This window comes from Arthrobacter sp. fls2-241-R2A-172, from assembly GCF_030208885.1.
GTDB lineage: Bacteria > Actinomycetota > Actinomycetes > Actinomycetales > Micrococcaceae > Arthrobacter.
The window spans coordinates 276,333-301,829 of sequence record NZ_JARVTB010000002.1; the positions used below are offsets into that span (position 1 = coordinate 276,333).

Genomic DNA, 25,497 nt, shown 5'->3' on the forward strand with positions numbered 1-25,497 from the left:
GTCGATGAATTCCGAAGAAATCCTGCCGGATGTCCTGCTCGAGCGCCTGCGCGGCCGTGCCGCAGGGTACGACCGCGACAACCGCTTCTTCCACGAGGACCTTGAGGAGTTGGCCGCCGCCGGGTACCTCAAGCTTTTCGTACCGGAGGCCGACGGCGGACTGGGGCTTGGTCTTGAAGCGGTGGCGGCGTTGCAGCAGCGTCTCGCCACGGCGGCCCCGGCCACGGCGCTGGCCGTCAACATGCACCTGGTGTGGACCGGCGTCGCGCGTGTCATGGCGGCCAGGGGCGACAATTCTTTGGACTTCGTGCTGAAGGAGGCCGGTAAGGGGGAAGTCTTTGCGTTCGGCATTTCGGAGGCGGGCAACGACTCCATGCTTTTCGATTCAGGCACGGTAGCCGAATCCCTGCCCGATGGTGGTTATCGATTTACGGGCCGGAAAATCTTCACCAGCCTTTCCCGCGGTTGGACACGCCTGGGGACGTTCGGTAAGGACGCCGCCGCCAGGGACGGGGCAGGGGAGCTGGTGTTCGGCTTCATCCGCCGCGACGAACCCGGCCACGAAACGCTAAGTGATTGGGACACTTTGGGAATGCGGGCCAGTGCCTCGAACACCACCTTGCTGCATGGTGCCGTAGTTCCTCCGGACCGGATCTTCCGCAAACTGCCGGTGGGCCCTAACCAGGACCTGCTGATTTTCTCCATCTTCGCCTGTTTTGAAACGCTTCTCGCCGCCGTGTACACAGGCGTGGCAGAGCGTGCGTTCTTCCTGGGCGTCGAGAACGTCAAACGCCGTGTTTCGGCCAAGAATGGCGGCCGCAGCCTCGCCCAGGACCCCGACATCCGTTGGAAGGTAGCAGATGCCGCCTTGGCCATGGACGGGATCCAACCTCAAATAGCCACCGTTGCCCGGGACGTCGACAACCTCGTAGATCACGGCGCGCAGTGGTTCCCCAAGCTGGTGGGCATCAAGTCCAGGGCCACCGAGAATGCGCGCCACGTGGTGGACCTGGCAATCCGGGTAACGGGCGGTTCGAGCTACTTCAGGGGTTCTGAGATGGAACGGCTGTACCGGGATGTGCTGGCGGGCATCTTCCATCCCTCCAACGACGAATCCGCGCACAACACTGTCGCCAACGCATGGCTTGGACCCTTGGAGAAGTAGTGTGGCCGGGCGGTGGCGCCTAGACGGTGCGCTGGACGGAATACACTTTTCGCCGCAGCCAGAAACGGCGCCCACCGCCCAGGTACAGGACGCTGCGTTCGAGTTCCCATTTGCCGTACTCGGAATGCTCGGCCAGCCGGCGGCGGGCCTCAGGCAGTGAATCGTCAGGGCCCACCGTCAATACGAGGTACTCGTACTGACGTGCATAGTCTCGTTGGCGCTCCACGGAGCTGCCCGGAAATTGTTCTCTCATCCCTCTCCATTTTCGTCTTTTTCCGGCTAACGTGAAGTCATGAGCATCGATCCGCGTGTCGCGCTTCAATCACTGACCGCCGCCTTGGAAGAGCATCTGGTTGCCGCATCCGCCCGAAGGGGCGAGGGGGACCCCAATGTCGAGGCCGCGTTCTTCGCGGTTGCCGACGCTTTCGAAGTTTACGAGGACGCACTTTACGAGGCATTCTCCGAGGTCACTCCGCTTCAGGTCTTCGACGACGAGGATGAGGACGACGACGAGGCACTCGATGAGGACCTCGAAATAGTAGAGGACTAAGACTCTCCGCTTTGCACCGGCTGCCTTCGGGTGGCCGGTTTTTTGTGCCCATTGCCGTCACGGCATTGCCGTTGATGACCCATGATTCCGGGCTTTTTTGCCCGGCGTGCAGGGCCCGGGACACGTAGTCCCAGCGGTGCCGGCTAGGTACTTGCACGTAGGGGGATTGGGTAATGCTGCGCAAACTTGAGTACACACTACTGGTGCGCCCCCTGACAGCCGAGGCTTCACTGATATGTAGGCAATGGCAGGTCTGCGAAGAAGGCTGACATGGTGAAAGTTCCAGTCTTGCGTCTAGGCAAGGTAGCGGCACCCACGGGTCCAAACCATGCCACCGTGGGATCAGTCTTTCCAACGGAACCTTCCACTGCCGATGTCAATCCGCCGGCGTCTCCCTGGATTGACAAGTCCGTTGCTGCACAACGGACTGAAAAGGCGGGACTGGCGGCGCCGAGGCCGGATGTCACCCTGGACCTTGTGCCGCCAGTCACCCACCGGCGCTCCCGGGTCGCCGCACCGCCCAAGGACCGCCTGACATGGACGCACCGGCTGACCACCAGCCTCCGACTGGCTGACACCATGTTGGTAGCGGCGGCCGTCACCGTCGGGTTCCTGGTGGATACGGCGGGATGGCCGTTCACCGCCGACCCCCCGGCGCAGGCAAACCACCTGGTGCTGGGCGGGATACTGGGCTTCGTTTGGCTGGCAGCATTGGAGGTCTACAGGACCCGGGATCCCAAAGTCCTGGGCGTGGGCCCGGAGGAATACAAGCGGATCTTCTCAGCGAGCATCCGCGTCTTCGGTTTCCTTGCCATCGTGGCTGTAGTCTTCCGCCTTGAAACTGTCAGTTCCTTCGTCCTGGTTTCCCTGCCGCTTGGCCTGATATCGCTGACAGGCAGCAGGTGGGGGTTCCGCCGGTGGCTGAGCCAGGAAAAATCGCGGGGGCGCTGCCTCTCGCGCGCCCTGGTAGTCGGGGAGCCGCAGGACGTCCGGTACGTGATCAAGCAAATCAACAGGAGATCAGGGGCGGTCTACGAGATTGTGGGCGCCTGCCTGCCGGGTGCCCGGCGGGGAGCGGTCCTGGCTGTAGACCACCAGCGCGTCCCGGTCCTGTCATCAATCTACGGGATCGCGCACACTGTACGGCAGACAGGAGCGAACGCAGTCATTGTGGCGGGGCCTGTTCCCGGTGGCAACCAGTTCATCCAGGAACTCGGATGGCGATTGGAGGAGAACGCCGCAGAACTCGTCCTCGCGGCAACCCTCACCAACGTCGCCGGTCCGCGCATCCACTGGCGGCCGGTCGAGGGGCTTCCGCTGATGCATGTCGATATCCCGCATTACTCCGGCGGCAAGCACACACTGAAACGCCTGATGGACATCGTCATCTCAGCGGCCGCGCTGATCGCCCTGGCACCGGTGTTGATGCTGTTGGCCGCGATAGTCCACGCCGACAGTCCAGGCCCGATCCTTTTCCGGCAAGAGCGGATCGGCAAGCAGGGGACGACCTTCAGGATGCTGAAGTTCCGCTCCATGGTGGTAGATGCCGAATCCCAAGTGGAAGCCCTGGGCAGCCAGGACGAAGGTGCGGGTGTCCTGTTCAAGATCCGGGGCGACCCCCGGATCACGCGATGTGGTCGATGGATGCGCAAATACTCCCTCGACGAACTGCCCCAATTCTGGAATGTCCTCATGGGCGATATGAGCCTCGTTGGCCCCCGCCCACCGTTGTCCCGCGAGGTCAGCGCCTACGAACAACACACGCACCGGCGCCTGCTGATCAAACCGGGCATTACCGGCCTGTGGCAAATCAACGGACGTTCCGACCTTCCCTGGGATGAAGCGGTCCGGCTGGATCTCTACTACGTGGAGAACTGGTCCCTGGCCGGTGACCTAATGATCATGTGGCGAACTTTCCGGGCGATGACCCGGCCATCCGGCGCCTATTAGCGGCGAACTGCAGTACAGACCGAGTACCGGGCTACCAGCACAGAAGTTGAGTGGGAAATGAGCATACGCACTGTTCCAGCAGGACCATTGAACGGACATGACCTCAGGCCGAAGCTTCGCGCGGCGGTGGTAGGGGCAGGCTACTGGGGTCCAAACCTCGCAAGGAACCTCAAAGCAAGCCCCGATTGGGACCTGGTTGCCATCTGCGACCTGGACATCGAGCGCGGACTGAAGCTCGCCGGAACCGTGGGCGGGGTGGCCGTCGTCGAGTCCTTGGACGAACTGCTGGACACCTACAACCTGGACGCGATCGCCGTCGCCACACCGGCGCACACCCATCACGGCGTGGTGATGACGGCCCTGCGCGCAGGAAAGCACGTGCTCGTGGAAAAGCCGCTCGCGGACAGCCGAGCCAAGGGACTGGAAATGGTGGAAGAAGCCAACGCCCGCGGGCTGGTCCTGATGGCCGACCACACCTACTGCTTCACCCCGGCAGTCCTGAAGATCCAGGAACTGGTCTCCAGCGGAGTGCTGGGCGACATCCTGTACGTTGACTCAGTCCGCATCAACCTGGGACTCGTCCAACCGGACGTCAATGTCTTCTGGGATCTGGCACCCCACGACCTCTCAATCCTCGACTTCGTGCTCCCCGGCGGACTGCATCCCACGGAAATCTCGGCCCACGGCGCAGATCCCCTCGGCACCGGCCGGGACTGCGTGGGACATCTGACCTTCGGCCTGCCCAACGATGCGATCGTGCACATCCACGTGAACTGGCTCAGTCCCACCAAAATCCGCCAAATGATCATCGGAGGGTCAAAGCGGACCCTTGTGTGGGACGACCTGAACCCGCAGCAACGGCTCAGCGTCTACGACCGCGGAGTCAGCCTGGACCAGCAACCCAGATCAGCGGCCGACAAGAAGGCCTCAGCGATCTCCTACCGCTTGGGCGACACGTGGTCCCCGGCGCTGCAGGAACGCGAACCCCTCGGCCAAGTAGTAGCGGAACTGGCCACCTCCATCCGGAACCACACCCGGCCCCGCACCAGCGGCGAATCCGGGCTGCGGGTCCTGTCCGTCCTTGAGGCCGTGACCCAGAGCCTGGGTACCGATGGCCAGGCAACAGTGGTAGCCGGCAACGAGGTAAATCTCCAGGTCGCACGATGAAGAAGCTACTGGGCGCCAACGTGCTGGTCACCGGAGGCGCCGGAACCATCGGATCCACCCTGGTGGACCAACTGCTCGACGCCGGTGCGGCGCATGTGGACGTCCTGGACAACCTGGTGCGGGGACGCCGGGCCAACCTGGACGGCGCACTGGCCACCGAACGCGTCCAACTCGTCGAAGGCGACCTGCGGGACAGGGATCTCGTCCACGACCTCACCCACGGCAAGGACCTGGTCTTCCACCAGGCGGCCATCCGCATCACCCAATGTGCGGAAGAACCCCGGCTCGCCCTCGAAGTGTTGGTGGATGGGACGTTCAACGTGTACGAGGCAGCCGTTGAACACAAAGTGGACAAGCTCATCTCGGCGTCCAGTGCCTCTGTTTACGGGATGGCCGAGCAATTCCCCACCAAGGAAAGCCACCACCACCACAACAACGACACCTTCTACGGAGCCGCAAAATCCTTCAACGAGGGGATGGCCAGGAGCTTCCGCGCCATGTCAGGCCTGGACTACGTCATCCTGCGCTACTTCAACGTCTACGGGCCCCGCATGGACGTGCACGGGCTCTACACCGAAGTGCTGGTGCGCTGGATGGAACGGATCGTCGATGGCAAGCCACCTATGATCTTCGGCAGCGGAGAGCAAACAATGGACTTCGTCCACACCGCGGACGTGGCCAGGGCCAACGTCCTGGCAGCCGTCAGCGACGTGCGCGAAGGGGCCTACAACGTGGCCAGCGGCACCGAAACCAGCCTGGCCGAACTGGCTCAAACCCTGCTGACGGTCATGGAATCCTCACTGCACCTTGAACACGGCCCGGAACGCGCAGTGAATGGGGTTGCCCGGCGCCTGGCGGACGTCACCGCTGCCCGGGAAGACCTCGGCTTCGAAGCAGCGGTCGGCCTGGAAGACGGGCTGCGGTCGCTGGTCTCCTGGTGGCGTCCCCTCCGCGACGAGATTGCAGCGGCCAGGCTGGTGGATGGGCCCGGAGCCCCGGCAGTTGGTGCGCGATGACCATCTCCGGGACACGCTTGGGCCGCATCGACGTCATGAAACCCTGGCTGGGCGAAGAGGAAGCCCAAGCCGTGGCCGAAGTGATCGCTTCGGGTTGGGTCGCGCAAGGCCCCAAGGTCCGCCAGTTCGAAGAAGCGTTCGCAGCGGAACAGGAATCCCGTCATGCGGTGGCAACCTCCAGCTGCACCTCGGCCCTTCACCTGGCGCTCGCCGTCGCCGGCGTCGGCCCGGGAGACGATGTGGTGGTCCCGTCTTTCTCTTTCATTGCCACCGCCAACGCACCCACCTACATGGGGGCGCGTCCCGTGTTCGCCGACGTCGATATCCAGACGGGCTGCCTGACCGCAGAGACGGTCGAGAAGGCCCTCACACCGGCCACCAAGGCCGTCATCGCCGTAGACCAGGGCGGGGTTCCGGTTGACTTGGACCCCATCAGGTCCCTCTGCGATGGCCGCGGCATCATCGTGGTCGAAGACGCGGCCTGCGCCATCGGCTCCCGCTACCGCAGCCGTCCGGTAGGCGCCGGGGCAGAGGTGGCCGCGTGGTCCTTCCATCCCCGCAAGATCCTCACCACCGGTGAAGGTGGAATGCTCTCCACTCCGCGCCAGGACTTCGCGGACCGGGCACGGCGCCTCCGGGAACACGCCATGAGCGTTTCAGCCACGGACCGGCACGCCAGCATCCTCGCTCCCGCGGAAGAGTACCTCGAAGTCGGTTTCAACTACCGCATGACCGACCTTCAGGCCGCCGTCGGACTGGTCCAACTGGGGCGCCTCCATGAGGCTGTCCAGCGGCGTCGTGAACTGGCCGCCACCTACGCGAACGCGTTTGCCGGCGTCGAAGGCCTCCGGCTGGTCAGCGACCCCGGATACGGCACCAGCAACTTCCAATCCTGCTGGGTGGAAATCGGTGCTGCATTTCCGTTGGGGAGGGATGCCCTGATGATCCGCCTCGCCGAAGACGGCATCTCCGCGCGGCGCGGCATCATGGCGGCCCACCGCCAGCCCGCCTACGCCGGGAAGGACACAGGCGGAGCCGAACTTCGGGCCACGGAATGGCTGACCGATCACACCCTGATCCTCCCGGTGTACCACCAATTGGCTCTCCACGACCAAGTCCGCGTCATCGATTCCGTACTCCGCGCGGCAGGACAAGGACGATGACCGAGCTACTCCTTATCGCAGCCAGCGGACTCGCCCGCGAAGTCCTGGCGATGGTCCGCAGCAGCGGCCCGTTCGACGTCATCGGCATCCTCGACGACGACGAAGACAAACTCGGGCGCGTGGTCGATGGCGCCCACGTGCTCGGTCCCATCAAGGACGCGCTCCTCTTCCCACACGCCTTGTTGTTGGTCTGCATCGGTTCAGGGGCGGGCCGGGAGAGCGTCGTGATGCGGTTGCGCGCCCTTGGGCTTGCAGAGAACCGCTACGCAACCGCCATCGATCCCACAGTCAATGTCCCCGAAGGGTGCGTGATCGGCACCGGCAGCATCCTCCTGGCCCACGTCAGCATGACGGCCTCCGTCACCATCGGCAACCATGTTGTCGCCATGCCAGGGGTCACGTTCACCCACGACGACATCATCGGCGATTTCGCGACCTTCGCTTCCGGGGTCTCACTGGGGGGTAACGTCCGCGTCGGCCGTGCCGCCTACATTGGCATGAACGCCAGTGTCCGCGAGCGCCGGTCCATTGGCGCGAAAGCGACCATCGGGATGGGCGCGGCGGTCCTGAACGACGTACCCGATGACGAGACGTGGGCCGGTGTCCCGGCCCGGGTGATAAGGCGCGGCAACTCTCCGGCGCTGGAGGGGGCTCAATGAGGGTGATGCGTCCAGTCCCGGCCTCGGCCCCGCCCACTGTGAGTGTGGTGGTTCCCTGCTACAACTACGGCCACTACCTGCCCCAGGCCGTGGGGAGTGCACTGGCCCAGGAGGGCGTGGACGTCGAGGTCATTGTGGTGGACGATGCGTCTACGGACGGCAGTGCCGCGGTGGCTTGGCGGCTGGCTTCCTCGGATCCTCGCATCAGCGTGGTGCATCACGCCACCAACCAAGGGCATATCGCCACCTACAACGACGGTCTTGCCCGGGCCGGGGGCCGCTATGTGACCCTGCTCTCCGCAGACGACCTGCTCGCGCCGGGCGCCCTGGCCCGGGCAGCTGCCCTCATGGAGGCCAACCCGCGGGTGGGCATGGTGTACGGCTTGCCGAAGGACTTCACGGATCAGCCACCTGCCGTGGCCCAGCACGAACGCTGTACATGGACCGTGTGGGGTGGCAGGAGCTGGATTGCGTTGGCGTGCGCCCGTGGCAGGAATTTCATCCTGTCACCAGAGGTAGTGATGCGGACGGAGGCTGTCCTTAGCATTGGGGCCTACAGTTCCACCCTGCCGCACTCCGGGGACCTGGAGTACTGGTTGCGGGCTGCTGCTTCCTGGGACGTGGGACGGATCAACGGGCCCGTCCAGGCTTTCTACCGTGTTCACGGGGCGAACATGCACCAAACACAGTTCGCTGCCGCTGCGGTGGACCTTCAGCATCGGTTGGATGCTTTCCGTGTCCTGGAGGACCCCCGGTTTCCGTGCCCTACGGACAAGCGGTTCAGGCAGTTGGAGCGGGCGAAGCGGGCCTTGAGCAAGGAAGCTGTGCGGCTTGGTTCGAAGGAGACCGCCCGGGGTGGGTCGGTGGAAGCGGCCATTGAGCTGCGAAAGTTCATTGAGCGCCTCCAGGATGTTCCAGGCAACGTCCACCGGGCCAATGTCCTCCAAGCCCGGATTTCCCGCCTCTCGCAGGGCAGGGGACCAGGCACGGGTCGGGTCGCTGCACAATTCGTCCATACCCAGTTGGACAGGGCCCGTTGGCGTTTCTGGGCCATGACGGGCATCTCATGACCACCGCCGGCGGGCAGGACCGCCTCCTGGGTCACCGGGCTGCGAGCGCGACGCTCTGGGGCGGGGTCAACATGGCCCTGGGCAGGGTCGTCCAGTTCGCGACCACCATCATCGTGGCCCGGCTGCTGGCACCTGAACACTTTGGGGCACTCGCAGTCGCCATCGTGGTACAGACGATCGCGACGAACATGGCTGAACTCGGCGCGACGGCGGCACTGGCCAGGGGAGAGGGCGATCCTGACAGGATCGCTCCAACGGTGTTCTCCATTGCCCTCCTGACCAGCGGGATCATGACGGCCGCTGCGGTGATCCTTGCCCCGGCCCTGGCAGCGGCCTTTGACGACCCCGCCGCGACACCGGTCATCCAGGTACTCTCGATCACCATCCTCCTGCAGGGCCTTGGTGCCGTGCCTTCCACCATGGTGTGGCGGGAGTTCCTGCAGAAGCCGCGTGTCGTCGTCGATCTTTGCAGCCTGGTGACAGTGCTGGTCCTGGTGGTTCCGATGGCGCTGGACGGCTGGGGTGCCATGGCGCTCGCCTGGTCCAGGGTGGGCGGGCAACTGGTTGCGATGGCCGGGTACTGGATCATTACGCCGAAAAGGTATGGACCGGGTTTCGACCCCCAGGTGGCTGCCGGGATTTTGACCTTGGGCATGCCGCTCGCGATGGCCAATTTGGTGGTGTTTGTCACCCTGAATGTGGACTATTTGCTGGTGGGTCGGATGCTGGATCCGACGGCGTTGGGCCTGTACCTGCTCGCGTTCAACCTCGCAGGGCTGCCAAGTTCGGTGATCACTTCCGTGATCCGGGCTACGGCGGTGCCAACTTTCGGCAGGCTTTTCGCTGAAGGCACCTTGGGCCCGCTTGCAGCGAAGTTTGTGAGCGGGGTGTCCTATTGCGCCTTTCCGATCTCGGCCATGGTCGTAGCGCTGGCACACCCGTTGATCGTGACCGCCTACGGTGGGCCATGGGCGCCGGCGAGCGTCGCACTGGCAACACTGGGGGTCTTCGGCGCCACAAGGATCCTGGCGGAACTCTTCGCTGACCTGAGCGTCGGGGCAGGCCGGACCGGTTGGCTGTTCTGGGTGCAGGTTGCCTGGCTCCTCACCCTCACGCCTGCGCTCTTCTTCGGCATCGCGTGGTGGGGGATAGCGGGTGCGGGGGTAGCCCACGCGACAGTGGCCTGCCTGGTGGTTATTCCGCTGTACGTAAAGTCCCTGACGACGGTACTGCACGTTTCAGCATGGCAGCTCCTGCGCGGCAGTACCGTTCCGCTGCTGGGCGCAACGGTGGCCGGGCTCGCCGCATGGCTGGCCACCCGGGGGATGGAAAACCCGGCAGCAGCGCTCGCCGTCGGGACCGTTCTCGGTACGGCACTGTATGCCCTCCTGACTTTCCGCCAAGGCAAACTCCTGTTCGCGGACATTCGAGCGTTACTGAGGCCCAGGGCCGCCGCCTTCGATCCGGCCGGCTCCGCCCCTCCCGGAGAGGCGGCACGGCCATGACAACACGGCTTCCGGCAACAACCCGGCTTGCTGCCGACCGTCTGCGCAGGGACGGCTGGCGGGCACTGGCCAGAACAGTGGCGGCGAAAGCAGCAACCGTCGCCACCGACAGGTGGAACCTCACCGAACCGACCCTTCCCTTGCGGGAAGAGGACATCATGGACTCCCGTTCCAGCCTCCGGAATTCCCCTGAACCGAAGACGGCTGGCTCCCTCAACGTCGGCTGGATTTGTACGCCCCCGGCACCGGGCTCAGGGGGGCACACCACGTTCTTCCGGATGGTCGAAGAAATGGAACAACGCGGCCACCACTGCACCCTGTTCCTCTACGACACCAATGATGACGAGGTACGCCGTCACGAAGACACCATCCACAGCCACTGGCCGGCGCTGCGTGCCGGGGTTCGCAGCGCCACACAAGGGATGGAAGGGGTGGACGCCATAGTGGCCAGCTCATGGCCCACGGCACATGTTGCCGCGCGCAGGGCCCCGGCCGGCGTCCGCCTCTTCTATTTCATCCAGGACTACGAGCCATACTTCTACCCCCGCGGATTCCTCTACGCCCTGGCCGAAGAGAGCTACCGGCTGGGACTGACCACCATCGCCCTCGGCCCGATGATCTCCGACGTGATGCGCAACGAACTTGGCCAGCCCGCCCAGGCCGTCATTCCTTATGGCACCGACACCGCAACGTACCGGCTGCTCAGTCCAGCCCCAGCCGCCACCCGAACGGGCGTTGTCTACTACGCCAAGAAAAAGGTGGACAGGCGCGGCTACCTCCTGGCCAAACTCACGTTGGAACGGTTCCACTCCCTCCGGCCCGAACAGGAAATCCACATTTACGGGGACACTGTCACGGGTTGGCCGATACCTGTGACCAACCACGGCAACCTCAGCCCCACAGACTTGAACGTCCTGTACAACCAAACAATCGCGGGCCTGGCCATTTCGTTCACCAACATCTCCCTGGTTCCCGACGAATTGCTCTCGGCAGGATGCGTTCCGGTGCTCAACGAAGCGGCCTTCGCGTCGGGGCTGCTGACGGACCCTGACGCCGTCTGGGCCCCGGCAACACCCGCTGGCCTGGCCATGGCGCTCGCAGATGTGGTCGGCACCCCGGGCGTAGAGGCACGCGCAGCAGCCATCGCGGGCAGGAAACGGCTGGACTGGGCCGACTCCCGCCAGACGTTCGCGCAGCTGATCGAATCATGGTGCGCGGGCCAACCCTTTGACGTTCCGGGCAGCTCTTTGCGGGGAGCCAGGCCATGAAGTCCTTTCGGAGGACCCTCATCTTCCCGGCCCCACGCGAGGTGCAGCCCAGCGAGCTGTCGGAGTTCACCGGCAAGGGTGGCCACGTGGGACTGTTGCTGAAATTCGCCGTTTTCGGCATCTTTTTCTTCCCGTCCAACATGGTCATCAAGCCCATCGGTGCTGCAGGCACGGTTCCGATCATCCTGGCTGTCCTGCTACTGGCGGTCTGGCTGTCGTCGGCGCTTTTTGGACTGCACAATCCGCTGAAATCCAGTAATCCAGGCCGTCTGGGCCTCGGACTGCTGTGGGTGGGTTCATGCGCCTCCTACGCGGCCTTGTTTTCGGGCTTTACGGGTAACACCAACGTGTCGGCGCAGGCCGCGGCCGACCGCTGGCTGATCCTTATTCTTGCCTGCGGCGGAATAGCCCTGGTGACCAGCGAGGCTGTGCGCACCCTCGACAACGCCATGTCACTGGTGAGAGCCATCCTTGCCGGCGCGTTCTTCTGCTGCATCGTTGCGCTGATCCAGTTCCTTTTCCGCGTCAACCCCATGGTGTGGATTCAGGAAGCAATGGTGGGGTTCACGGACAACGGCGGCAACACGGCCTTCCAGGTGCGCGGATTCATGACACGCGTTGCCGGCAGCACCTTCCACTCGATTGAGCTGGCCGTCGTCTGCGCCATGTTGCTGCCGTTATCCATTTGGCGCGGGCTCTATGACCGCTCGGGCCATAAATGGTTCCACTGGACGGGGACAGCCCTGCTGGTCGTCGCCATCGCATCCACCGTGTCACGGTCCGGTGTTCTCGGATTGTTCCTCGGGCTTGCGGTCTTTATCCCCTTCATGCCCCGGGTGGCCCGCCGATGGGCGGTGATAGCCGCCCCAGCAGCCATGGCTGCACTGTTTGTCGCCATCCCCGGACTCGTGGGCACTTTGACGTCATCCTTCACCGCCGGAAACAGTGACCCGTCCCTGACAACGCGGACAAACAACTATCCCCGCGTCGCGGAGATGTTCGGCGAGCTGCCATACCTGGGGCTTGGACCCGGGAACTACATGCCCGACAACGCCCTCTACATCCTGGACAACCAGTACCTCAACTCCCTGGTCACCCTGGGCCTGGTGGGCTTCGTCGGTACTTTGGCGTACTTGGCCTTGCCGGCCGTTTCATCGTTCATCGCAGCGCGGGCATCCCGGATCGCTCCGCTCCGCTGCCTTGCCGGCGCGATAGCTGCGGGCGGCGCGGTGGCTGCAGGCTGCTCACTGACATTCGACTCCATGGCGTTTCCTGTTTTCGCACTGTCCTACCCCCTCATCGTCGGGCTCGGAGGAGGGACCTGGGTCATGATCCGCCGCGAAATCGAGCTTCGGAACAACAAAGCACCGGATCACCACAACAGCGGGCCACCCCTGGGGGGACCTCCAAGCCAACCGTCAACACCGAACGCAAAGGCAGACACATGGACCCGGTAGCAGTCATCAGAACGTTATGGCACCACAAACTCATCGTGTTGCCGGTCCTGCTGGTCACGGCCCTGGCAGCACTCTATGTCTACACCTTGGCCCCACGGTCCTACGAGGCCAAGGCAACCTACGCGATCGTCAACCCCAAGATCCCCACCGCAGCAGAACTGGAGAAGAACCCTCAGCTCAGCAACCTCAACTCGGACAACCCCTACCTCCGATCGGCGGACTCTTCCCTGATCGCGCAGGTAGTGGGCACACGCTTGAGTGACGACGCCACCGGCGACGCGCTGCTCCGGGACGGACTCAGCACCGATTTCACGGTGCAGCGCCCACCGGCATCTTTCCTGATCGAGATTTCGGCAGTCTCGAGCAGCAAGGACAAAGCAATCGCCACGGTCAAGGCGCTCGGAGCGCGGCTGGAGTCCGACCTTTTGGCGATCCAGACTGTCAACGGTGCCGACGCACGGTACCTGTACACATCCCTGATGATCGCCGCACCGGACAACGCCACTGAACAGTTCTCCAGCCGGCTGAGGTCACTCATCGTCGTCCTGGTTGCCGGGGTGGTCCTCACCTTCGGTGCCGTGTCTATTGCCCGGGGCTTGGAATCATCCAGGTCGCGGATCCGTTCAGCCGCCCCTGACGGGGATCGGCGGAAGAAAGCACGCCGCCGGCATGAGAAAGACCACGATGACCTATCGGTGGGCGGAAACCTTGACGAACTGACCATCCAGGACGTGCTGAATCCCGCTGAGGCTGATCAGTTCTTCGCCGCCAACGCCCCCTTGGCCAAGACCTTGAAAACCAGCAGCAACGGGAAAACGCCCGTCAAGGAAACGTCGGCCTGAAAGGTAGTCCGTGAAACGAAGGACAATCGGCGTCCTGGCAGGCACTGCTTTGGCCAGCGTCGCCGTTGCCGTAGCGGCCGCCAGCGGAGTCCCTCCCTTCATCGGCCCTCCTGCACCGGCCAGCAGCCAGCCCGGGACCACAGCGACCCCGCCACCGTCCTATGAGGGCGTCGAGCTGCGACCCGTCGACGGGGGCGCGGACTACTACGGACAATTCAGGAACGGGCTCCCCGCTGATCCCGCCTATTTCCCCCTTGCCGTCTGGTTCGAGAGTGTCCTGGACAAGGGCAACATCGCGCTGGACACCCAAGCCGGCCTCAATACCTATGTCGAACTGACCGCCAACTCCGACCTCCAACTGGTGCGGGCCTCGAACATGTACGCCATCCCCACCTTCGACTCTGCCTATGCCTCCGGTTTCGCACTCAGTGATGAAGTGGACATGTGGGCTGGACCGGGCAGCACTCCCTGGACAGGAAAGTACCCCGGGGAGGGGCCACTCTGCATTCCCGAAGAGAGCAAGTGCGGGTACACGGTACAGAAAGAACGCCGCGCCGTTGCCCCGACAGGTGCCATGCTCTACGCCAACTACGGCAAAGGCGTGGCCTTCTGGCTCTCAGATGAAGAATCCGTCGAATTCTTCAAAGGCGTCCAGGACGTCGTCTCAGCCGACACTTACTGGTTTACCGACCCCAGCATCTGCGCCAAAGGCGAAGGGGGCGCCATCGTGGGCTATACACGGGACCTCACCCCTGGCGAATGCCGGCTCGCAGCCAACTACGGCTGGACCATAGAGCGGATCCGAAAGCTGCAACCGGCCGGAAAGGCCACCCCCATCTGGGCCTTCGTGGAAGCCGGGCATCCCTTCAAGGATTCGGCCGACGCCACAACCATCACCGCCCCCCAGATCCGCGCTGCCGTATGGAGCAGCCTGATCCACGGCGCAAGGGGAGTGATCTACTTCAACCACAACTTCGGGGGTGACTGCATTTCCCAGCACGTCCTGCGGGACTGCGGCACGCAAGTCCGACCAACAGTGACGGCACTGAACCAACAGATCACTAAGCTCGCGCCTGTCCTCAACGCACCCTTCCTGGACGGCGCCACCACGGCAACCGGCCCGGTGGACCTCAGCACCAAAATGTACAACCATACGGCCTACATCTTCGCCGGTGCCACCAAGCCAGCCGGCGGTCAGGCGACCTTCACCCTCAAGTGCGGCGGCAGCTCCGCCGTCGTGATCGACGAAAACCGGACCATTCCCATCCTCGACGGCCGCTTCGCCGATACCTTCCAGGACGGCAACGCCGTCCACCTGTACCGCATCGAAGGGGGCGGGAACTGCGGCTTCTGACTAGCGGCTGCTCTCGTCCCGCTCCCAGGCCGTTGCGGGCCTACGGCCCACCAGCGGACGACGACGGCCCGCGACGGCGAAGGCGGCGTACACGGCGGCGTCAACAGCAGTCAGCGGCCCCCGCACGGACGAAAGCAGCTCACGCAGGGTACGGGAGGCCGACTGCCCCGCGAATCGTTCATCCTGCTGCGCGTTCCCGCGATACGTCCGCCGAAGAACGGCCAGCAAGGAAGCCGCGGTCCGTGGCGTCCGCACCACCACAGGTACCGTCGCCACCACTGCCTTCTCCGAACCACTGAACAGACGATCCACGTAATAGTCGTCCCCGGTCAATGAAGGAAATTCGCCCAAACGATCGTGCCCCGCGCGGCTCAGGGCGTACGCCCCCGCACCCCACAGGCCCCGCGCATTGGCCGGCACCCGGCCCCGGGCCCGGTAATAACAGCGCACCAACCAAGAAGCGCCACTGGTGTCGTAGCGGAACGCCGGGCGGGCAGCAAGCAACGGCCCCTCGGCAAGGGACCGCAAAACTTCCGCCACTGCTTCCATGCTGACCTCGATGTCCGCGTCCAGATACAGCCTCGGCCAAAGGCCCGCAACCTGGTCGGCGGCATTCAACGCCGCAGACTTCGAAGCAGCCTCAACGTGAAGCACACGCACCCCATGGAACGTCGACGCGATATCCTCCGTCTCGTCCGTGCACCCATTACAGGCAACAATGACCTCCACCGTGCCCCAACCGAGGACACCACCCAGTGATTCAAGCGTCCGGCCGATCACCGCCGCTTCGTTGTGTGCAGGAATGATCACAGCACCCGCCGGAGGCGGCCCACCACCCAACGCTGCCGTGGTGGCCCTGGTGGCGTGCGGTAGCCCTTCCCACCGTCTCCGGCTGCCCACCGCAAACGCAGCCTCACGATGCCCCGGCTTACCCATGCGTACAAGCTCCCCGGCAAGCACGACGGCCGTAAAGGCCCCCAAACGGGCCGGCGGCAAATACTTCGACGCGTAACGCACACGATTGACCGCCATCAACGCCGTCAACTGCGGCGAAGAACCCGAACCCCCTCGTTCATGCCACATCCGGGCCAACGGCTCAAACCACATGGAACCACCGGACTCCCGGACACGCCGGCAATAATCCGTCTCCTCCGAGTAGAGGAAGAACTGTTCATCCCAATCACCCACGGCCCGCGCGGTGTCGCCGCTGATCAAAAGCGCAGCACCCGTAGCCCAATCCACCAGGTGTGCGTGCCGGTAGCTTTCCGGGTCGTAGTCCATCTCCGACAACCAACCAGGCCTGCCCTGCACCCGGCTCCCGAACACCGCATCGCCCAGCGCTCGCAGAACACCGGGCTCCCGTCGCAGCGACGGATAGACAGTGCCATCGTTGTCCAGCAGGACCGGCACCACCATTGCCGCCCCAGATTCGGCCATCCGGCGACGCATGGCCAGGATCGCGCCTTCCTCGACCCGCAAGTCGGGGTTGAGCACGAGGTAGGCATCCGCGGCCCCCGCGATGCGCATGGCGGCATTGATTCCGCCCGCGTATCCGAGGTTGCCACCTGTCGGCACGGCCACGACATCCCGATGCCGTGACAGTTCCAGCATGGTGCGATCGTCCGGGGAGTTGTCGGCCACCACCACCTTGATGCTTTGCGCAGCGGTTTCCTGCCGCAACCCCGCAAGCAGGGGTCCGACGTCGTCGGCGTTGTTGTAGGTGACCACCACTACGGCAACGTCGGCTCTGGACTCCACCGGGACAAACGATCCCGGAGCACGGCTGGGCTCATGCTCCGGGTCGGCTGGGACGAAGGCGGCAGCAGCATTCGGCACTGTGCCGGCAGCTGGAAGGGGCGTGGCATCGCTGCGCATCCGCAGCTTGAGATAGGCCCCCGGCCCATCCACAAGGTAGCGGTGGGCGAGCCTCGTGGGCTCAAGCATCAGTCGCCACGCCCACTCAAGGCCATGGGCGCTGACCCATGCCGGTGCCCGCCGGATCCGGCCGGACAGGAAGTCGACAACCGCCCCGAAAGCCAGGAGGACCCTGGCCCCGGTCAATGGCCCATATTCAGCGATCCAGAGTTCCTGACGCGGCTTGCCCAAGCCCACCACCAGGATGTCCGTTCGGCTGGCAGCTATGTCGGCGGCCAGGCGGGAGGACGCGTCGACGTCGCTCAGGACTGAACGCTCGGGAGCCCACCATCCTGCGACCACCAACCTGGGACGCTCGACGGCGAACCGCTCGCGGATGAGGGCCTGGGCTTCGGGTGAGCCTCCCAGGAAACCTACGCGGAGCCCACGCTGCTCAGCCTGGTCAAGCAACGGCCCTATGAGGTCACTGCCGGCCAATCGGGGCCAGTCACGACGGGTGAGCCTCCGGGCATGAGCCACCAGTGGTGCCCCGTCAAGCAGCGTCAGCCAGTCCACCGGCACGGGCGGGTTCAAGATGCCCGCCCAACGGCTGCCGGCACCGAAGTGCCGGAGGTGATCGAGGTTGGCCGAGCAGACGCCCAGGGGTTTGGACCCATCCGCAGAGGCACGATCAACGATGTCGCGCAGGGCGTCCTCGAATCCCATCAGCTCTACCGGTGCGCCGCCGAGCAGGAGGGAGCGGGCATCGACGGCGGTACCGCGGTGGGGGAGGACGGTCCTCTGCGGGGCGATCTTCGGCAGCAACATTCTTGGCTCTCCAGGCTTCGGGGTCCAGCTCAAGGCACAACTCATGGCCGGCGATCCTGGGCCGCTGCACAGCCCTGGGTCGCCGTGGCCAGCGTGGTGCCGGCCTGCCAGTTTGTTTACTTAAGGTGTCTCCCGGCCCGCCCGGACGGGCTGCCGTACGCCAACTCTAGGACGAATGTCACCCCTTCGCTAGGGTTTCCCGCGCAAGGAGGTACTCAACGAGGCGCTGCGACGCGTCCGGGGGAGAGAACCCGGCACCCTTGATTTTTGCCAGGTCCAGCACACTGTTCCGTGGTCTGGGGGCGCTGCCCGGCCCCGCGTAGGCCGCGGTGCTGACAGCGGTCACCTTGAGGGGATCCACTCCGCTCAGCCGATACACATCCCTGGCCACCTGGGCCCACGAAACCGGCAAGCCGCTGTTGCTGATGTTGTAAGTCCCGTAGGGAGCCTGCGTATCCAGCAGATGCTTGATCCCGGCGGCGAGGTCGTCGGCGAAGGTCAGCCTGCCAAACTGGTCATCCACGACGTTCGGCGACGCTCCGCGTTCAGCCAGGGCGGCCATGGTCCGGACAAAGTTACGGCCGTCGCCTACCACCCAGCTTGTCCGCACGAGGTAGTGCCGCGGCACCGTTGACGCCGCCAGGTCGCCTGCCGCCTTGCTTTGGCCGTACACCCCCAGGGGAGTCAGCGCCTCGTCCTCGCTGTGAACCTCCGCCGAGCCGTCAAAGACGTACTCGCTGGACAGATGGACAAGCGTCAGGGAATGCTCGACGGCGGTACGCGCCAAGGCAGCCACGGCACCGGCGTTGATCAGCCAGGCAGCGGTCCGGCCTTCAGTGGTTTCTGCGGCGTCCACGGCTGTAAACGCTGCCGCGTTGATGACCGTGGAGTAATGGGGCCAATCGACCGACTCGAACGACTCCACCGAGGTGATGTCGAACTGGGGATGCCCAGCGAAATCAACTGTCGCGTCGCCCGCAAAAGCCTTCCGGAGCGCCGAACCCAACTGGCCATCGGCCCCCACTACCAGAGTGCGCTTTTTCTGCATCGGACGGACGTCCGCCAGCCGCGGATGCTTCCTGTCCTGCGGAGACACTGTTGCCTGCTCCACGGGAATAGGCCAGGGCACGGCGACCTGCTCGTCCGCAAGGTTCAGGAAGGTGTACTCCTCCTGGGCTTCCGGGCTCCAATGATCGTTGACGAGATAGGAGTACACGGTGCGGTCCTCAAGCGTTTGGAAGGCGTTGCCCACGCCGCGCGGGACGAAGATCGCGTCACCCGGAGTCAGTTCGGCCGTGAACAACACACCGAAGGTCGGTCCTTCGCGCAGATCCACCCAGGCACCGAAGATCCGCCCTGCGGCCAAGGAGACAAATTTGTCCCACGGCTCAGCGTGTATACCGCGGGTGGTGCCGCGTTCGGCGTTGAAGGAGATGTTGTTCTGAACTGGACCGAAATCCGGGAGCCCGATATCCATCATCTTGCGACGATGCCAGTTCTCCTTGAACCATCCGCGGCTATCGGCGTGAACCGGAAGACGGAACAGGGTCAGTCCCGGAATGGACGTGGCCAGGGACTGCAGCCGGTGTGCCCCGTCCATCAGTGACCTTGGCCTGCGTACTTGGACTCCGTTACCGCCTTCTGGAGACGCCACCAGTCCTCGTTGTCCCTGTACCACTGCATGGTGTCCGATAACCCGGCGTCGAAATCCCGGTAACCCGGCACCCAGCCAAGTTCGCGGCGAAGCTTGCTGGAATCAATGGCGTAGCGCAGGTCATGGCCAGGGCGGTCATGGACGAGGTCGTAGGCGTCACGGGGTTTACCCGCAATCTCCAGCAACATCTCCACAACCTCACGGTTGGACCGTTCGCCGTCGGCACCAATCAGGTAGGTTTCACCGATCCGCCCGGCCTCGAGGATTCTCAGCACCGCCGAGGAATGGTCTGCCACGTGGATCCAGTCCCGCACGTTGCGCCCCTGGCCGTACAGCCTGGGACGTACGCCGTCCAGGATGTTGGTGATCTGGCGCGGAATGAACTTTTCCACGTGCTGGTACGGGCCGTAGTTGTTGGAGCAATTACTGATGGTCGCCTGAAGTCCGAACGATCGGACCCACGCCCGGACCAACAGGTCCGAACCCGCCTTCGTGGCGGAGTACGGGCTGGTGGGGCGGTAGGCGGAGCTTTCCGTGAACCTGTCCGGATCCTCCAGGGCCAGGTCCCCGTACACCTCGTCCGTGGAGATGTGATGGAACCGGGTGCCGTGCTTCCTCGCCGCTTCGATGAGGGTGAAAGTCCCCCCCAGGTTGGTGTCAAGGAACGGACGTGGATCCTCCAACGAGTTGTCGTTGTGCGACTCTGCAGCAAAATGGACCACCGCATCAACCGTGGGGGTCAGGGAGTCCACCAAGGCGGCATCACAGATATCGCCTTTAACAAATTCAAGGCGGCCGGACGGCAGCCCCGAAAGCGAATCAATAGTGCCGGCGTAGGTCAGTTTGTCCAGGACAGTGACATGGAGGCGGGTGTGCTCCATGATGAAGTGAACAAAATTGCATCCGATGAATCCGGCCCCGCCGGTGACAAGGATTCTCTGCATGGCCATAGCGTAACCGCAGGATACTGCGGTGCGCAGCGGGAGAGGACAGTAGATGCGCGGAATTATTCTTGCCGGTGGCACAGGTTCCCGGCTTCATCCAATTACGCTCGCCATCAGCAAGCAGTTGGTTCCCGTCTTCGACAAACCCATGATCTACTACCCGCTGTGCACTCTGATGCTTGCCGGCATCCGCGACATCCTCATCATCACCACACCTGCCGACGGCCCGCAATTCGAGAACCTTCTGGGCGACGGTTCCCAGTTCGGGATCAACCTGACATACGCCCGGCAGCCGACGCCGGATGGCCTGGCCCAGGCGTTCATCCTGGGGGAGGAACATATCGGGGCCGGCAAAGTGGCCCTGATCCTTGGAGACAACATCTTTAACGGCCCCGGAATGGGCAACCAGTTCCGCCACTACGCCGACGTCGATGGCGGCGCCATCTTCGGGTATTGGGTCAAGGACCCGAGCGCTTATGGCGTGGTGGAATTCGACGACGAAGGGCTGGCGGTATCCATCGAAGAGAAGCCGGCCAAACCCAAGAGCAATTACGCAGTTCCGGGCCTCTACTTTTACGACAACGACGTAGTTGCCATGGCAAAAGACCTAAGACCCTCGCCCCGCGGCGAATTGGAAATCACGGACATCAACCGCAAATACATGGAGCTCGGAAAGCTGCATGTGCAGAAATTCCCCCGGGGAACCGCCTGGTTGGATACCGGAACCTTCAGCGACTTGAATGACGCGTCGAACTACGTGCGCACCACCGAGAACCGGCAGGGCCTGAAAATCGGAGCCCCGGAGGAAGTGGCCTGGCGGATGGGTTACCTGAACGACGACGGACTGCGTCAACAGGCCGCGAAGTTGGCCAAAAGCGGTTACGGAAGCTACCTGCTGGATATTCTGGATCGCCATTAGGCAATCCGCGGCAGCCCTGGCTACGACGCCGAAACGTCCTCAAGGGCGCGTGATATCTCTGCGGGCAGGTCAGTCAGCGCGGCGTCCAGGAGCTCTTTGAGCTGGACGGCGTTCCTGGCGCCCACGACGGCCGTGGCAACGCCGGGCCGGGACAGCAGCCAGCTCAGGGAAACATCCAGGGAAGATCTGCCCAGGCCGCGTGCGGCCATGGCCACAGCTTCAACCACCCTGGAAGCCCGCGGCTCCAGGTACGGCTCAACATACGCCGCGAGGCGGCTTTGGGCGGCACGGGAGTCTGCGGGAATTTGTCCGCGGTATTTGCCGCTCAGGACACCCCGGCCCAGCGGCGCCCACGCCATGATCCCCAGCCCGGCGTCCTCCACCGCGGGAATGAGCTCGTCCTCCGCCTTGCGCTGGACCAAGGAATATTCGGACTGGTTGGCCACCAAGGTGAAACCGGCGATGGCCGCGGCCTTCGCCGTCTGCCAACCGTTGTAGTTGGAGATGCCCACGTAACGCGCACGCCCGGTCCGCTGCGCCAGTTCCAAAGCGGAAAGGGTCTCCTCCAAGGGCACGTTGTGGTCCCACTCATGGGCGAACCAGATGTCGACGTAGTCGGTTCCGAGCCTGGCAAGGCTGGCGTCAAGTGCCGAAAGCATTGCGCCGCGTGAAGCATTGACGCTGCGCCTGGACTCCGTGGACGACACGCCTGCCTTCGTGGACAAAACCACCTCGGACCGTGCCACGACGTCACCAAGCATGGAGCCGATCATGGCCTCAGCCCGCCCCTGCCCGTAGGACGCGGCAGTGTCTATGACGGTGCCGCCTGCAGCTACGAACGCGTGAAGGACCTCGGCAGCGTCCTGCTCATCAGTTTCCTGGGCCCAGGACATGGTTCCGAGGGACAAGGAGGACACGCGAAACCCGCTGTTTCCGACATAACGCTGCTGCATAGCTGCTAGCTTACGGGCAGTTCCCAGTCTTCATGACGTAGGGTCTATTCACGTGAACTGGATAGAAGCAGCCTTGCTGGGCCTCGTGCAGGGCCTCACCGAATTCCTCCCGATCTCCTCAAGCGCGCACTTGAGGATCGTCGGATCATTCCTTCCCGGCGCCGCCGACCCGGGCGCCGCTTTCACTGCGATCACGCAGCTGGGAACCGAAACCGCCGTCATTGTGTACTTCTGGCGCGACATCGTCCGGATTGTCCGTGCCTGGTTCGGCTCCTTGAGGGGCAAAGTCGAGCGCAACGATCCCGATGCCCGCATGGGCTGGTTGGTGATCCTGGGCAGCCTGCCGATCATCATCCTGGGCCTGCTGTTCCAGGACCAGATCGAATCGGTACTTCGCAGCATGTGGATCGTAGCCACCATGTTGATCGTCTTCGGCATGATCCTGGCCGTCGCCGACGCCACCGGGCGGCAGGAGCGGGACCTCACCCAGCTGAGCTACAAGCACGGCATCCTCTATGGCTTCGCTCAGGCAATGGCCCTGATTCCGGGAGTTTCGCGGTCCGGCGGCACCATCACTGCCGGCCTGCTCATGGGCTACACGCGTGAAGCCGCAGCCCGGTATTCCTTCCTGCTGGCCATTCCGGCCGTGTTCGGCAGCGGGCTTTACCAGCTCTACAAGACGGTTTCCCACGAGGGCCTCACCGGACCGTACGGCCTTCCCGAGACAGCCCTGGCCACGGTCATCGCCTTCGTGGTGGGCTACGTCATCATTGGGTGGTTCTTGAAATTCGTCTCGACCAGGAGCTACCGCCTCTTCGTTTGGTACCGCATCCTCCTCGGACTGGCCTTGTATGTCCTGCTCGGTTTCGGTGTCATCAGTGCCTAGCACTAAGGTTGAGTCGTGAAATCGTGGACTTCCCGCCCTGTTCCTGAGCTGCCCGGCAGCATGCCGCAACTACGCCTGTTCGACACTGCCCTGGGCCGTGTCGTGGAGGTTGAGCGGCAACCGGAGCAATCGATGTACGTCTGCGGCATCACGCCCTACGACGCCACCCACATGGGGCACGCCTCAAGCTACGTTGCCTTCGATCTGCTGAACCGCGCCTGGCGCGATGCAGGGATCCGGGTCTCCTACGTGCAAAACGTCACGGACATCGACGACCCCCTGCTTGAGCGGGCCAATGCCACGGGCGTTGACTGGCAAGACCTGGCCCAGAGCCAGATCGAACTGTTCCACACCGACATGGATGCGCTGAACGTCCTTGCACCTGATCACTACATCGGCGCGGTTGAAGCCATCCCGGACATCGTGCCGGCCATCGAGAAACTCATAGCTGACGGCGTGGCCTACAGGGTTCCCGGTACCGACGGTGAACCCGACGGTGATGTCTATTACGACGTCGAAATGGCCGGGAAACGCTCGGATGCCACGGATGCGTGGACTTTGGGCGATGTGTCGGGGCTCGGCGAAAAGGATATGCTCGCCCTCTTCGCGGAGCGCGGCGGCGACCCGGCACGGCCCGGCAAACGCCACGCGCTCGACCCCCTGCTCTGGCGTGTGGCCCGCGAAGGTGAACCCAGTTGGCCCGGTGCAAGCCTTGGCTCCGGCCGCCCAGGTTGGCACATCGAATGTACGGTGATCGCCCAGAAATACCTTCCGGCACCCTTCACGGTTCAAGGCGGCGGCTCGGACCTGGTCTTCCCGCATCATGAGATGGGAGCCGGCCATGCTTATTCGCTGTCTGGAGTTCCCCTGGCACGGCACTACTCCCACGCGGGCATGGTGGGCCTGGACGGCGAGAAGATGAGCAAGTCCAAGGGAAACCTGGTCCTTGTGTCCAAACTTCGCGCAGCAGGCGAGGAACCCGCAGCCATTCGCCTGGCCATCCTCGCCAACCACTACCGCTCGGACTGGTCGTGGACTAATGAAGGCTTCGCTGCGGCCAAGGAGCGCCTGGCGAAGTGGCGGGCCGCCCTGAACCATGCTCCGGCAGGTTCCTCGGCCCCCTTGCTTGCGGCCATGCGTGCTGGACTGGCCGATGACCTCAACGCTCCCGCAGCCCTTGCCGCCGTCGATCAGTGGGCCCAAGAGGCACTGCGCTCCGCCGCCGAAGGCTCGGCCACGGAGAGGGCCGTCATCTCGGATGCCGTCAACGCCTTGCTCGGCGTGGAGCTGTAACCGGACCTGTTGATGTTCAAACGCCAACGGCCCTGACATTCCTGTCGGGGCCGTTGGCGTTTACCGATAGTGGGAGCGGTCAGGGACGGTCTTTGCCACGGCGCTTGAGGTAGCGCTCAAACTCGCGGGCAATGGATTCGCCGGAAGCTTCCGGGAGGTCGGCCGTGTCCTTGGCTTCCTCGAGTTGCCGCACGTACGCCGCGATCTCGGGGTCCTCGGTGGCGAGCTCGTCAACGCCGCGTTCCCACGCCTCGGACTCTTCGGCAAGTGCCTGGCTGTCCAGCGGGACCTGGAGCAGGTCTTCCACTTTGTGCAGGATCGCGAGCTGAGCCTTGGGGGAGGGGGGCTGGGCCACATAGTGCGGCACCGCGGCCCACAGTGAAACCGTCGGCAGCCCTGCAAGCATCGCAAATTCAGCCAGGACGCCTACGATCCCCACCGGCCCCTCGTACTGGGACGCCTCCAGGTTGAGGCGCTCACGCAGCGAACTGTCCTCAGTGCTGGTGCTCACGGGAATGGGGCGGCTGTGCGGCACATCGGCCAGCAGGGCACCCACCAAAATGACGGAGTCCACCTTGAGCGCCTCGGCGTGGACCAGCAATTCCGTAGTGTATGCACGCCAACGGTAGGAAGGCTCGGTGCCCAACACGAACACCACGTCCACATTGCTGTCCGGAACTGCCGCCTTGTAGATCCTGGTGGATGGCCACTTGACCTTCCGGGCACCTGACGACGTGCGGCGCACAGTGGGCCTGGTGAACTGGAAGTCGTAATACTCCTCGGCGTCCACAGTGGCAACCTTCTTGCCGTCCCAGAGCTTGTTCAAGTAGTGCAGGGCGTCGCTGGCTGCCTCTCCGGCGTCGTTCCAGCCTTCGAACGCGGCGAGCATCACGGTGACACGTTGGCCTTCCGCGGGTTCCTTGAGGAAACGCTCGGGCTCCGCGGTGATGTCCTGTCCTTCGGGGGTCCCGTCCACACTGTTCATCCACTCACCCTACGT

At 64.0% G+C, this 25,497-nt stretch carries 22 protein-coding genes; 16 read left to right on the forward strand and 6 right to left on the reverse strand.

Annotation, left to right across the window (positions count from 1 at the left end; genetic code table 11):
* Nucleotides 1-4 precede the first annotated feature (4 nt).
* Nucleotides 5-1,165: an acyl-CoA dehydrogenase family protein gene (locus QRM57_RS04135; protein ID WP_284985683.1), complete on the forward strand. Its 1,161-nt coding sequence runs from the start codon at nt 5-7 to the stop codon at nt 1,163-1,165.
* 19 nt (nt 1,166-1,184) lie between these two features.
* On the opposite strand, the gene QRM57_RS04140 is transcribed toward QRM57_RS04135, so the two are convergent.
* The gene (locus tag QRM57_RS04140) at nt 1,185-1,418 is read right to left on the reverse strand and encodes a DUF5703 family protein (protein ID WP_017200923.1); all 234 of its coding nucleotides are present in this window, start codon (nt 1,416-1,418) and stop codon (nt 1,185-1,187) included.
* Between the two features lie 39 nt (nt 1,419-1,457).
* Here QRM57_RS04140 and QRM57_RS04145 point away from each other — a divergent pair, with 39 nt between their 5' ends.
* From QRM57_RS04145 to QRM57_RS04200, 12 genes are all read left to right on the forward strand, one after another.
* Entirely contained in the window at nt 1,458-1,715 is a 258-nt protein-coding gene (locus QRM57_RS04145) for a hypothetical protein (protein WP_235521998.1), read from the forward strand.
* A 270-nt stretch (nt 1,716-1,985) separates the two neighbouring features.
* Entirely contained in the window at nt 1,986-3,665 is a 1,680-nt protein-coding gene (locus tag QRM57_RS04150; protein WP_284985684.1) for a sugar transferase, read from the forward strand.
* Nucleotides 3,666-3,722: 57 nt separating this feature from the next.
* Nucleotides 3,723-4,832, forward strand: a complete 1,110-nt coding sequence (locus QRM57_RS04155; RefSeq protein ID WP_235522000.1) for a Gfo/Idh/MocA family protein — start codon at nt 3,723-3,725, stop codon at nt 4,830-4,832.
* Complete coding sequence (locus QRM57_RS04160) at nt 4,829-5,848, forward strand: NAD-dependent epimerase/dehydratase family protein (RefSeq protein WP_284985685.1); 1,020 nt, start codon at nt 4,829-4,831, stop codon at nt 5,846-5,848. Before QRM57_RS04155 ends, QRM57_RS04160 begins: the two co-directional genes overlap by 4 nt.
* Nucleotides 5,845-7,011: a DegT/DnrJ/EryC1/StrS family aminotransferase gene (locus QRM57_RS04165; RefSeq protein WP_284985686.1), complete on the forward strand. Its 1,167-nt coding sequence runs from the start codon at nt 5,845-5,847 to the stop codon at nt 7,009-7,011. Before QRM57_RS04160 ends, QRM57_RS04165 begins: the two co-directional genes overlap by 4 nt.
* The gene (locus QRM57_RS04170) at nt 7,008-7,670 is read left to right on the forward strand and encodes an acetyltransferase (protein ID WP_284985687.1); all 663 of its coding nucleotides are present in this window, start codon (nt 7,008-7,010) and stop codon (nt 7,668-7,670) included. Before QRM57_RS04165 ends, QRM57_RS04170 begins: the two co-directional genes overlap by 4 nt.
* A 5-nt stretch (nt 7,671-7,675) precedes the next feature.
* Entirely contained in the window at nt 7,676-8,740 is a 1,065-nt protein-coding gene (locus QRM57_RS04175) for a glycosyltransferase family 2 protein (protein ID WP_284985848.1), read from the forward strand.
* Nucleotides 8,737-10,245 (forward strand): oligosaccharide flippase family protein, encoded by a 1,509-nt coding sequence (locus QRM57_RS04180; RefSeq protein WP_284985688.1) that lies wholly within the window; start codon nt 8,737-8,739, stop codon nt 10,243-10,245. The genes QRM57_RS04175 and QRM57_RS04180 overlap by 4 nt, the downstream gene beginning before the upstream one ends.
* Nucleotides 10,242-11,513: a glycosyltransferase family protein gene (locus QRM57_RS04185; RefSeq protein ID WP_284985689.1), complete on the forward strand. Its 1,272-nt coding sequence runs from the start codon at nt 10,242-10,244 to the stop codon at nt 11,511-11,513. The genes QRM57_RS04180 and QRM57_RS04185 overlap by 4 nt, the downstream gene beginning before the upstream one ends.
* A complete protein-coding gene (locus QRM57_RS04190; RefSeq protein WP_284985690.1) occupies nt 11,510-12,970 on the forward strand; it encodes an O-antigen ligase family protein in 1,461 nt (486 codons plus the stop codon). The genes QRM57_RS04185 and QRM57_RS04190 overlap by 4 nt, the downstream gene beginning before the upstream one ends.
* On the forward strand, nt 12,958-13,812 hold the full coding sequence (locus QRM57_RS04195; protein ID WP_284985691.1) for a chain-length determining protein: 855 nt from the start codon (nt 12,958-12,960) through the stop codon (nt 13,810-13,812). The genes QRM57_RS04190 and QRM57_RS04195 overlap by 13 nt, the downstream gene beginning before the upstream one ends.
* Before the next feature lie 10 nt (nt 13,813-13,822).
* On the forward strand, nt 13,823-15,166 hold the full coding sequence (locus tag QRM57_RS04200) for a hypothetical protein (RefSeq protein WP_284985692.1): 1,344 nt from the start codon (nt 13,823-13,825) through the stop codon (nt 15,164-15,166).
* Here the strand turns inward: QRM57_RS04200 and QRM57_RS04205 are convergent, their stop codons facing one another.
* The 3 genes from QRM57_RS04205 to rfbB form a co-directional block, all read right to left on the reverse strand.
* Nucleotides 15,167-17,848, reverse strand: a complete 2,682-nt coding sequence (locus QRM57_RS04205; RefSeq protein WP_284985693.1) for a WecB/TagA/CpsF family glycosyltransferase — start codon at nt 17,846-17,848, stop codon at nt 15,167-15,169.
* Nucleotides 17,849-18,026: 178 nt separating this feature from the next.
* Nucleotides 18,027-19,448, reverse strand: a complete 1,422-nt coding sequence (locus tag QRM57_RS04210) for a sugar nucleotide-binding protein (RefSeq protein WP_284985694.1) — start codon at nt 19,446-19,448, stop codon at nt 18,027-18,029.
* On the reverse strand, nt 19,448-20,446 hold the full coding sequence (rfbB, locus tag QRM57_RS04215; RefSeq protein WP_284985695.1) for a dTDP-glucose 4,6-dehydratase: 999 nt from the start codon (nt 20,444-20,446) through the stop codon (nt 19,448-19,450). Before rfbB ends, QRM57_RS04210 begins: the two co-directional genes overlap by 1 nt.
* Before the next feature lie 52 nt (nt 20,447-20,498).
* Here rfbB and rfbA point away from each other — a divergent pair, with 52 nt between their 5' ends.
* A complete protein-coding gene (rfbA, locus tag QRM57_RS04220; RefSeq protein WP_284985696.1) occupies nt 20,499-21,365 on the forward strand; it encodes a glucose-1-phosphate thymidylyltransferase RfbA in 867 nt (288 codons plus the stop codon).
* Between the two features lie 20 nt (nt 21,366-21,385).
* Here rfbA and QRM57_RS04225 read toward each other — a convergent pair whose 3' ends face one another.
* Entirely contained in the window at nt 21,386-22,318 is a 933-nt protein-coding gene (locus tag QRM57_RS04225; protein WP_284985697.1) for an aldo/keto reductase, read from the reverse strand.
* 52 nt (nt 22,319-22,370) lie between these two features.
* On the opposite strand from QRM57_RS04225, the gene QRM57_RS04230 reads away from it, so the two are divergent.
* Together QRM57_RS04230 and mshC are read left to right on the forward strand one after the other, a co-directional pair.
* Nucleotides 22,371-23,204: an undecaprenyl-diphosphate phosphatase gene (locus QRM57_RS04230; protein WP_235522015.1), complete on the forward strand. Its 834-nt coding sequence runs from the start codon at nt 22,371-22,373 to the stop codon at nt 23,202-23,204.
* Nucleotides 23,205-23,219: 15 nt separating this feature from the next.
* Nucleotides 23,220-24,497, forward strand: a complete 1,278-nt coding sequence (mshC, locus tag QRM57_RS04235; RefSeq protein ID WP_284985698.1) for a cysteine--1-D-myo-inosityl 2-amino-2-deoxy-alpha-D-glucopyranoside ligase — start codon at nt 23,220-23,222, stop codon at nt 24,495-24,497.
* 79 nt (nt 24,498-24,576) lie between these two features.
* Here mshC and QRM57_RS04240 read toward each other — a convergent pair whose 3' ends face one another.
* Nucleotides 24,577-25,482 (reverse strand): PAC2 family protein, encoded by a 906-nt coding sequence (locus QRM57_RS04240; RefSeq protein ID WP_211712391.1) that lies wholly within the window; start codon nt 25,480-25,482, stop codon nt 24,577-24,579.
* Nucleotides 25,483-25,497: the final 15 nt, after the last annotated feature.

Coding starts and splice junctions, on each gene's coding strand:
- QRM57_RS04210 (WP_284985694.1), bottom strand. CDS start 19,448: ATGGACGGGGCACACCGGCTGCAGTCCCTGGCCACGTCCATTCCGGGA.
- QRM57_RS04240 (WP_211712391.1), bottom strand. CDS start 25,482: ATGAACAGTGTGGACGGGACCCCCGAAGGACAGGACATCACCGCGGAG.
- QRM57_RS04165 (WP_284985686.1), top strand. CDS start 5,845: ATGACCATCTCCGGGACACGCTTGGGCCGCATCGACGTCATGAAACCC.
- QRM57_RS04185 (WP_284985689.1), top strand. CDS start 10,242: ATGACAACACGGCTTCCGGCAACAACCCGGCTTGCTGCCGACCGTCTG.
- QRM57_RS04150 (WP_284985684.1), top strand. CDS start 1,986: ATGGTGAAAGTTCCAGTCTTGCGTCTAGGCAAGGTAGCGGCACCCACG.
- QRM57_RS04140 (WP_017200923.1), bottom strand. CDS start 1,418: ATGAGAGAACAATTTCCGGGCAGCTCCGTGGAGCGCCAACGAGACTAT.
- QRM57_RS04180 (WP_284985688.1), top strand. CDS start 8,737: ATGACCACCGCCGGCGGGCAGGACCGCCTCCTGGGTCACCGGGCTGCG.
- QRM57_RS04205 (WP_284985693.1), bottom strand. CDS start 17,848: ATGTTGCTGCCGAAGATCGCCCCGCAGAGGACCGTCCTCCCCCACCGC.
- QRM57_RS04225 (WP_284985697.1), bottom strand. CDS start 22,318: ATGCAGCAGCGTTATGTCGGAAACAGCGGGTTTCGCGTGTCCTCCTTG.
- QRM57_RS04155 (WP_235522000.1), top strand. CDS start 3,723: ATGAGCATACGCACTGTTCCAGCAGGACCATTGAACGGACATGACCTC.
- rfbB (WP_284985695.1), bottom strand. CDS start 20,446: ATGCAGAGAATCCTTGTCACCGGCGGGGCCGGATTCATCGGATGCAAT.
- QRM57_RS04190 (WP_284985690.1), top strand. CDS start 11,510: ATGAAGTCCTTTCGGAGGACCCTCATCTTCCCGGCCCCACGCGAGGTG.
- QRM57_RS04135 (WP_284985683.1), top strand. CDS start 5: ATGAATTCCGAAGAAATCCTGCCGGATGTCCTGCTCGAGCGCCTGCGC.
- QRM57_RS04145 (WP_235521998.1), top strand. CDS start 1,458: ATGAGCATCGATCCGCGTGTCGCGCTTCAATCACTGACCGCCGCCTTG.
- QRM57_RS04195 (WP_284985691.1), top strand. CDS start 12,958: ATGGACCCGGTAGCAGTCATCAGAACGTTATGGCACCACAAACTCATC.
- QRM57_RS04160 (WP_284985685.1), top strand. CDS start 4,829: ATGAAGAAGCTACTGGGCGCCAACGTGCTGGTCACCGGAGGCGCCGGA.
- rfbA (WP_284985696.1), top strand. CDS start 20,499: ATGCGCGGAATTATTCTTGCCGGTGGCACAGGTTCCCGGCTTCATCCA.
- QRM57_RS04170 (WP_284985687.1), top strand. CDS start 7,008: ATGACCGAGCTACTCCTTATCGCAGCCAGCGGACTCGCCCGCGAAGTC.
- QRM57_RS04175 (WP_284985848.1), top strand. CDS start 7,676: ATGCGTCCAGTCCCGGCCTCGGCCCCGCCCACTGTGAGTGTGGTGGTT.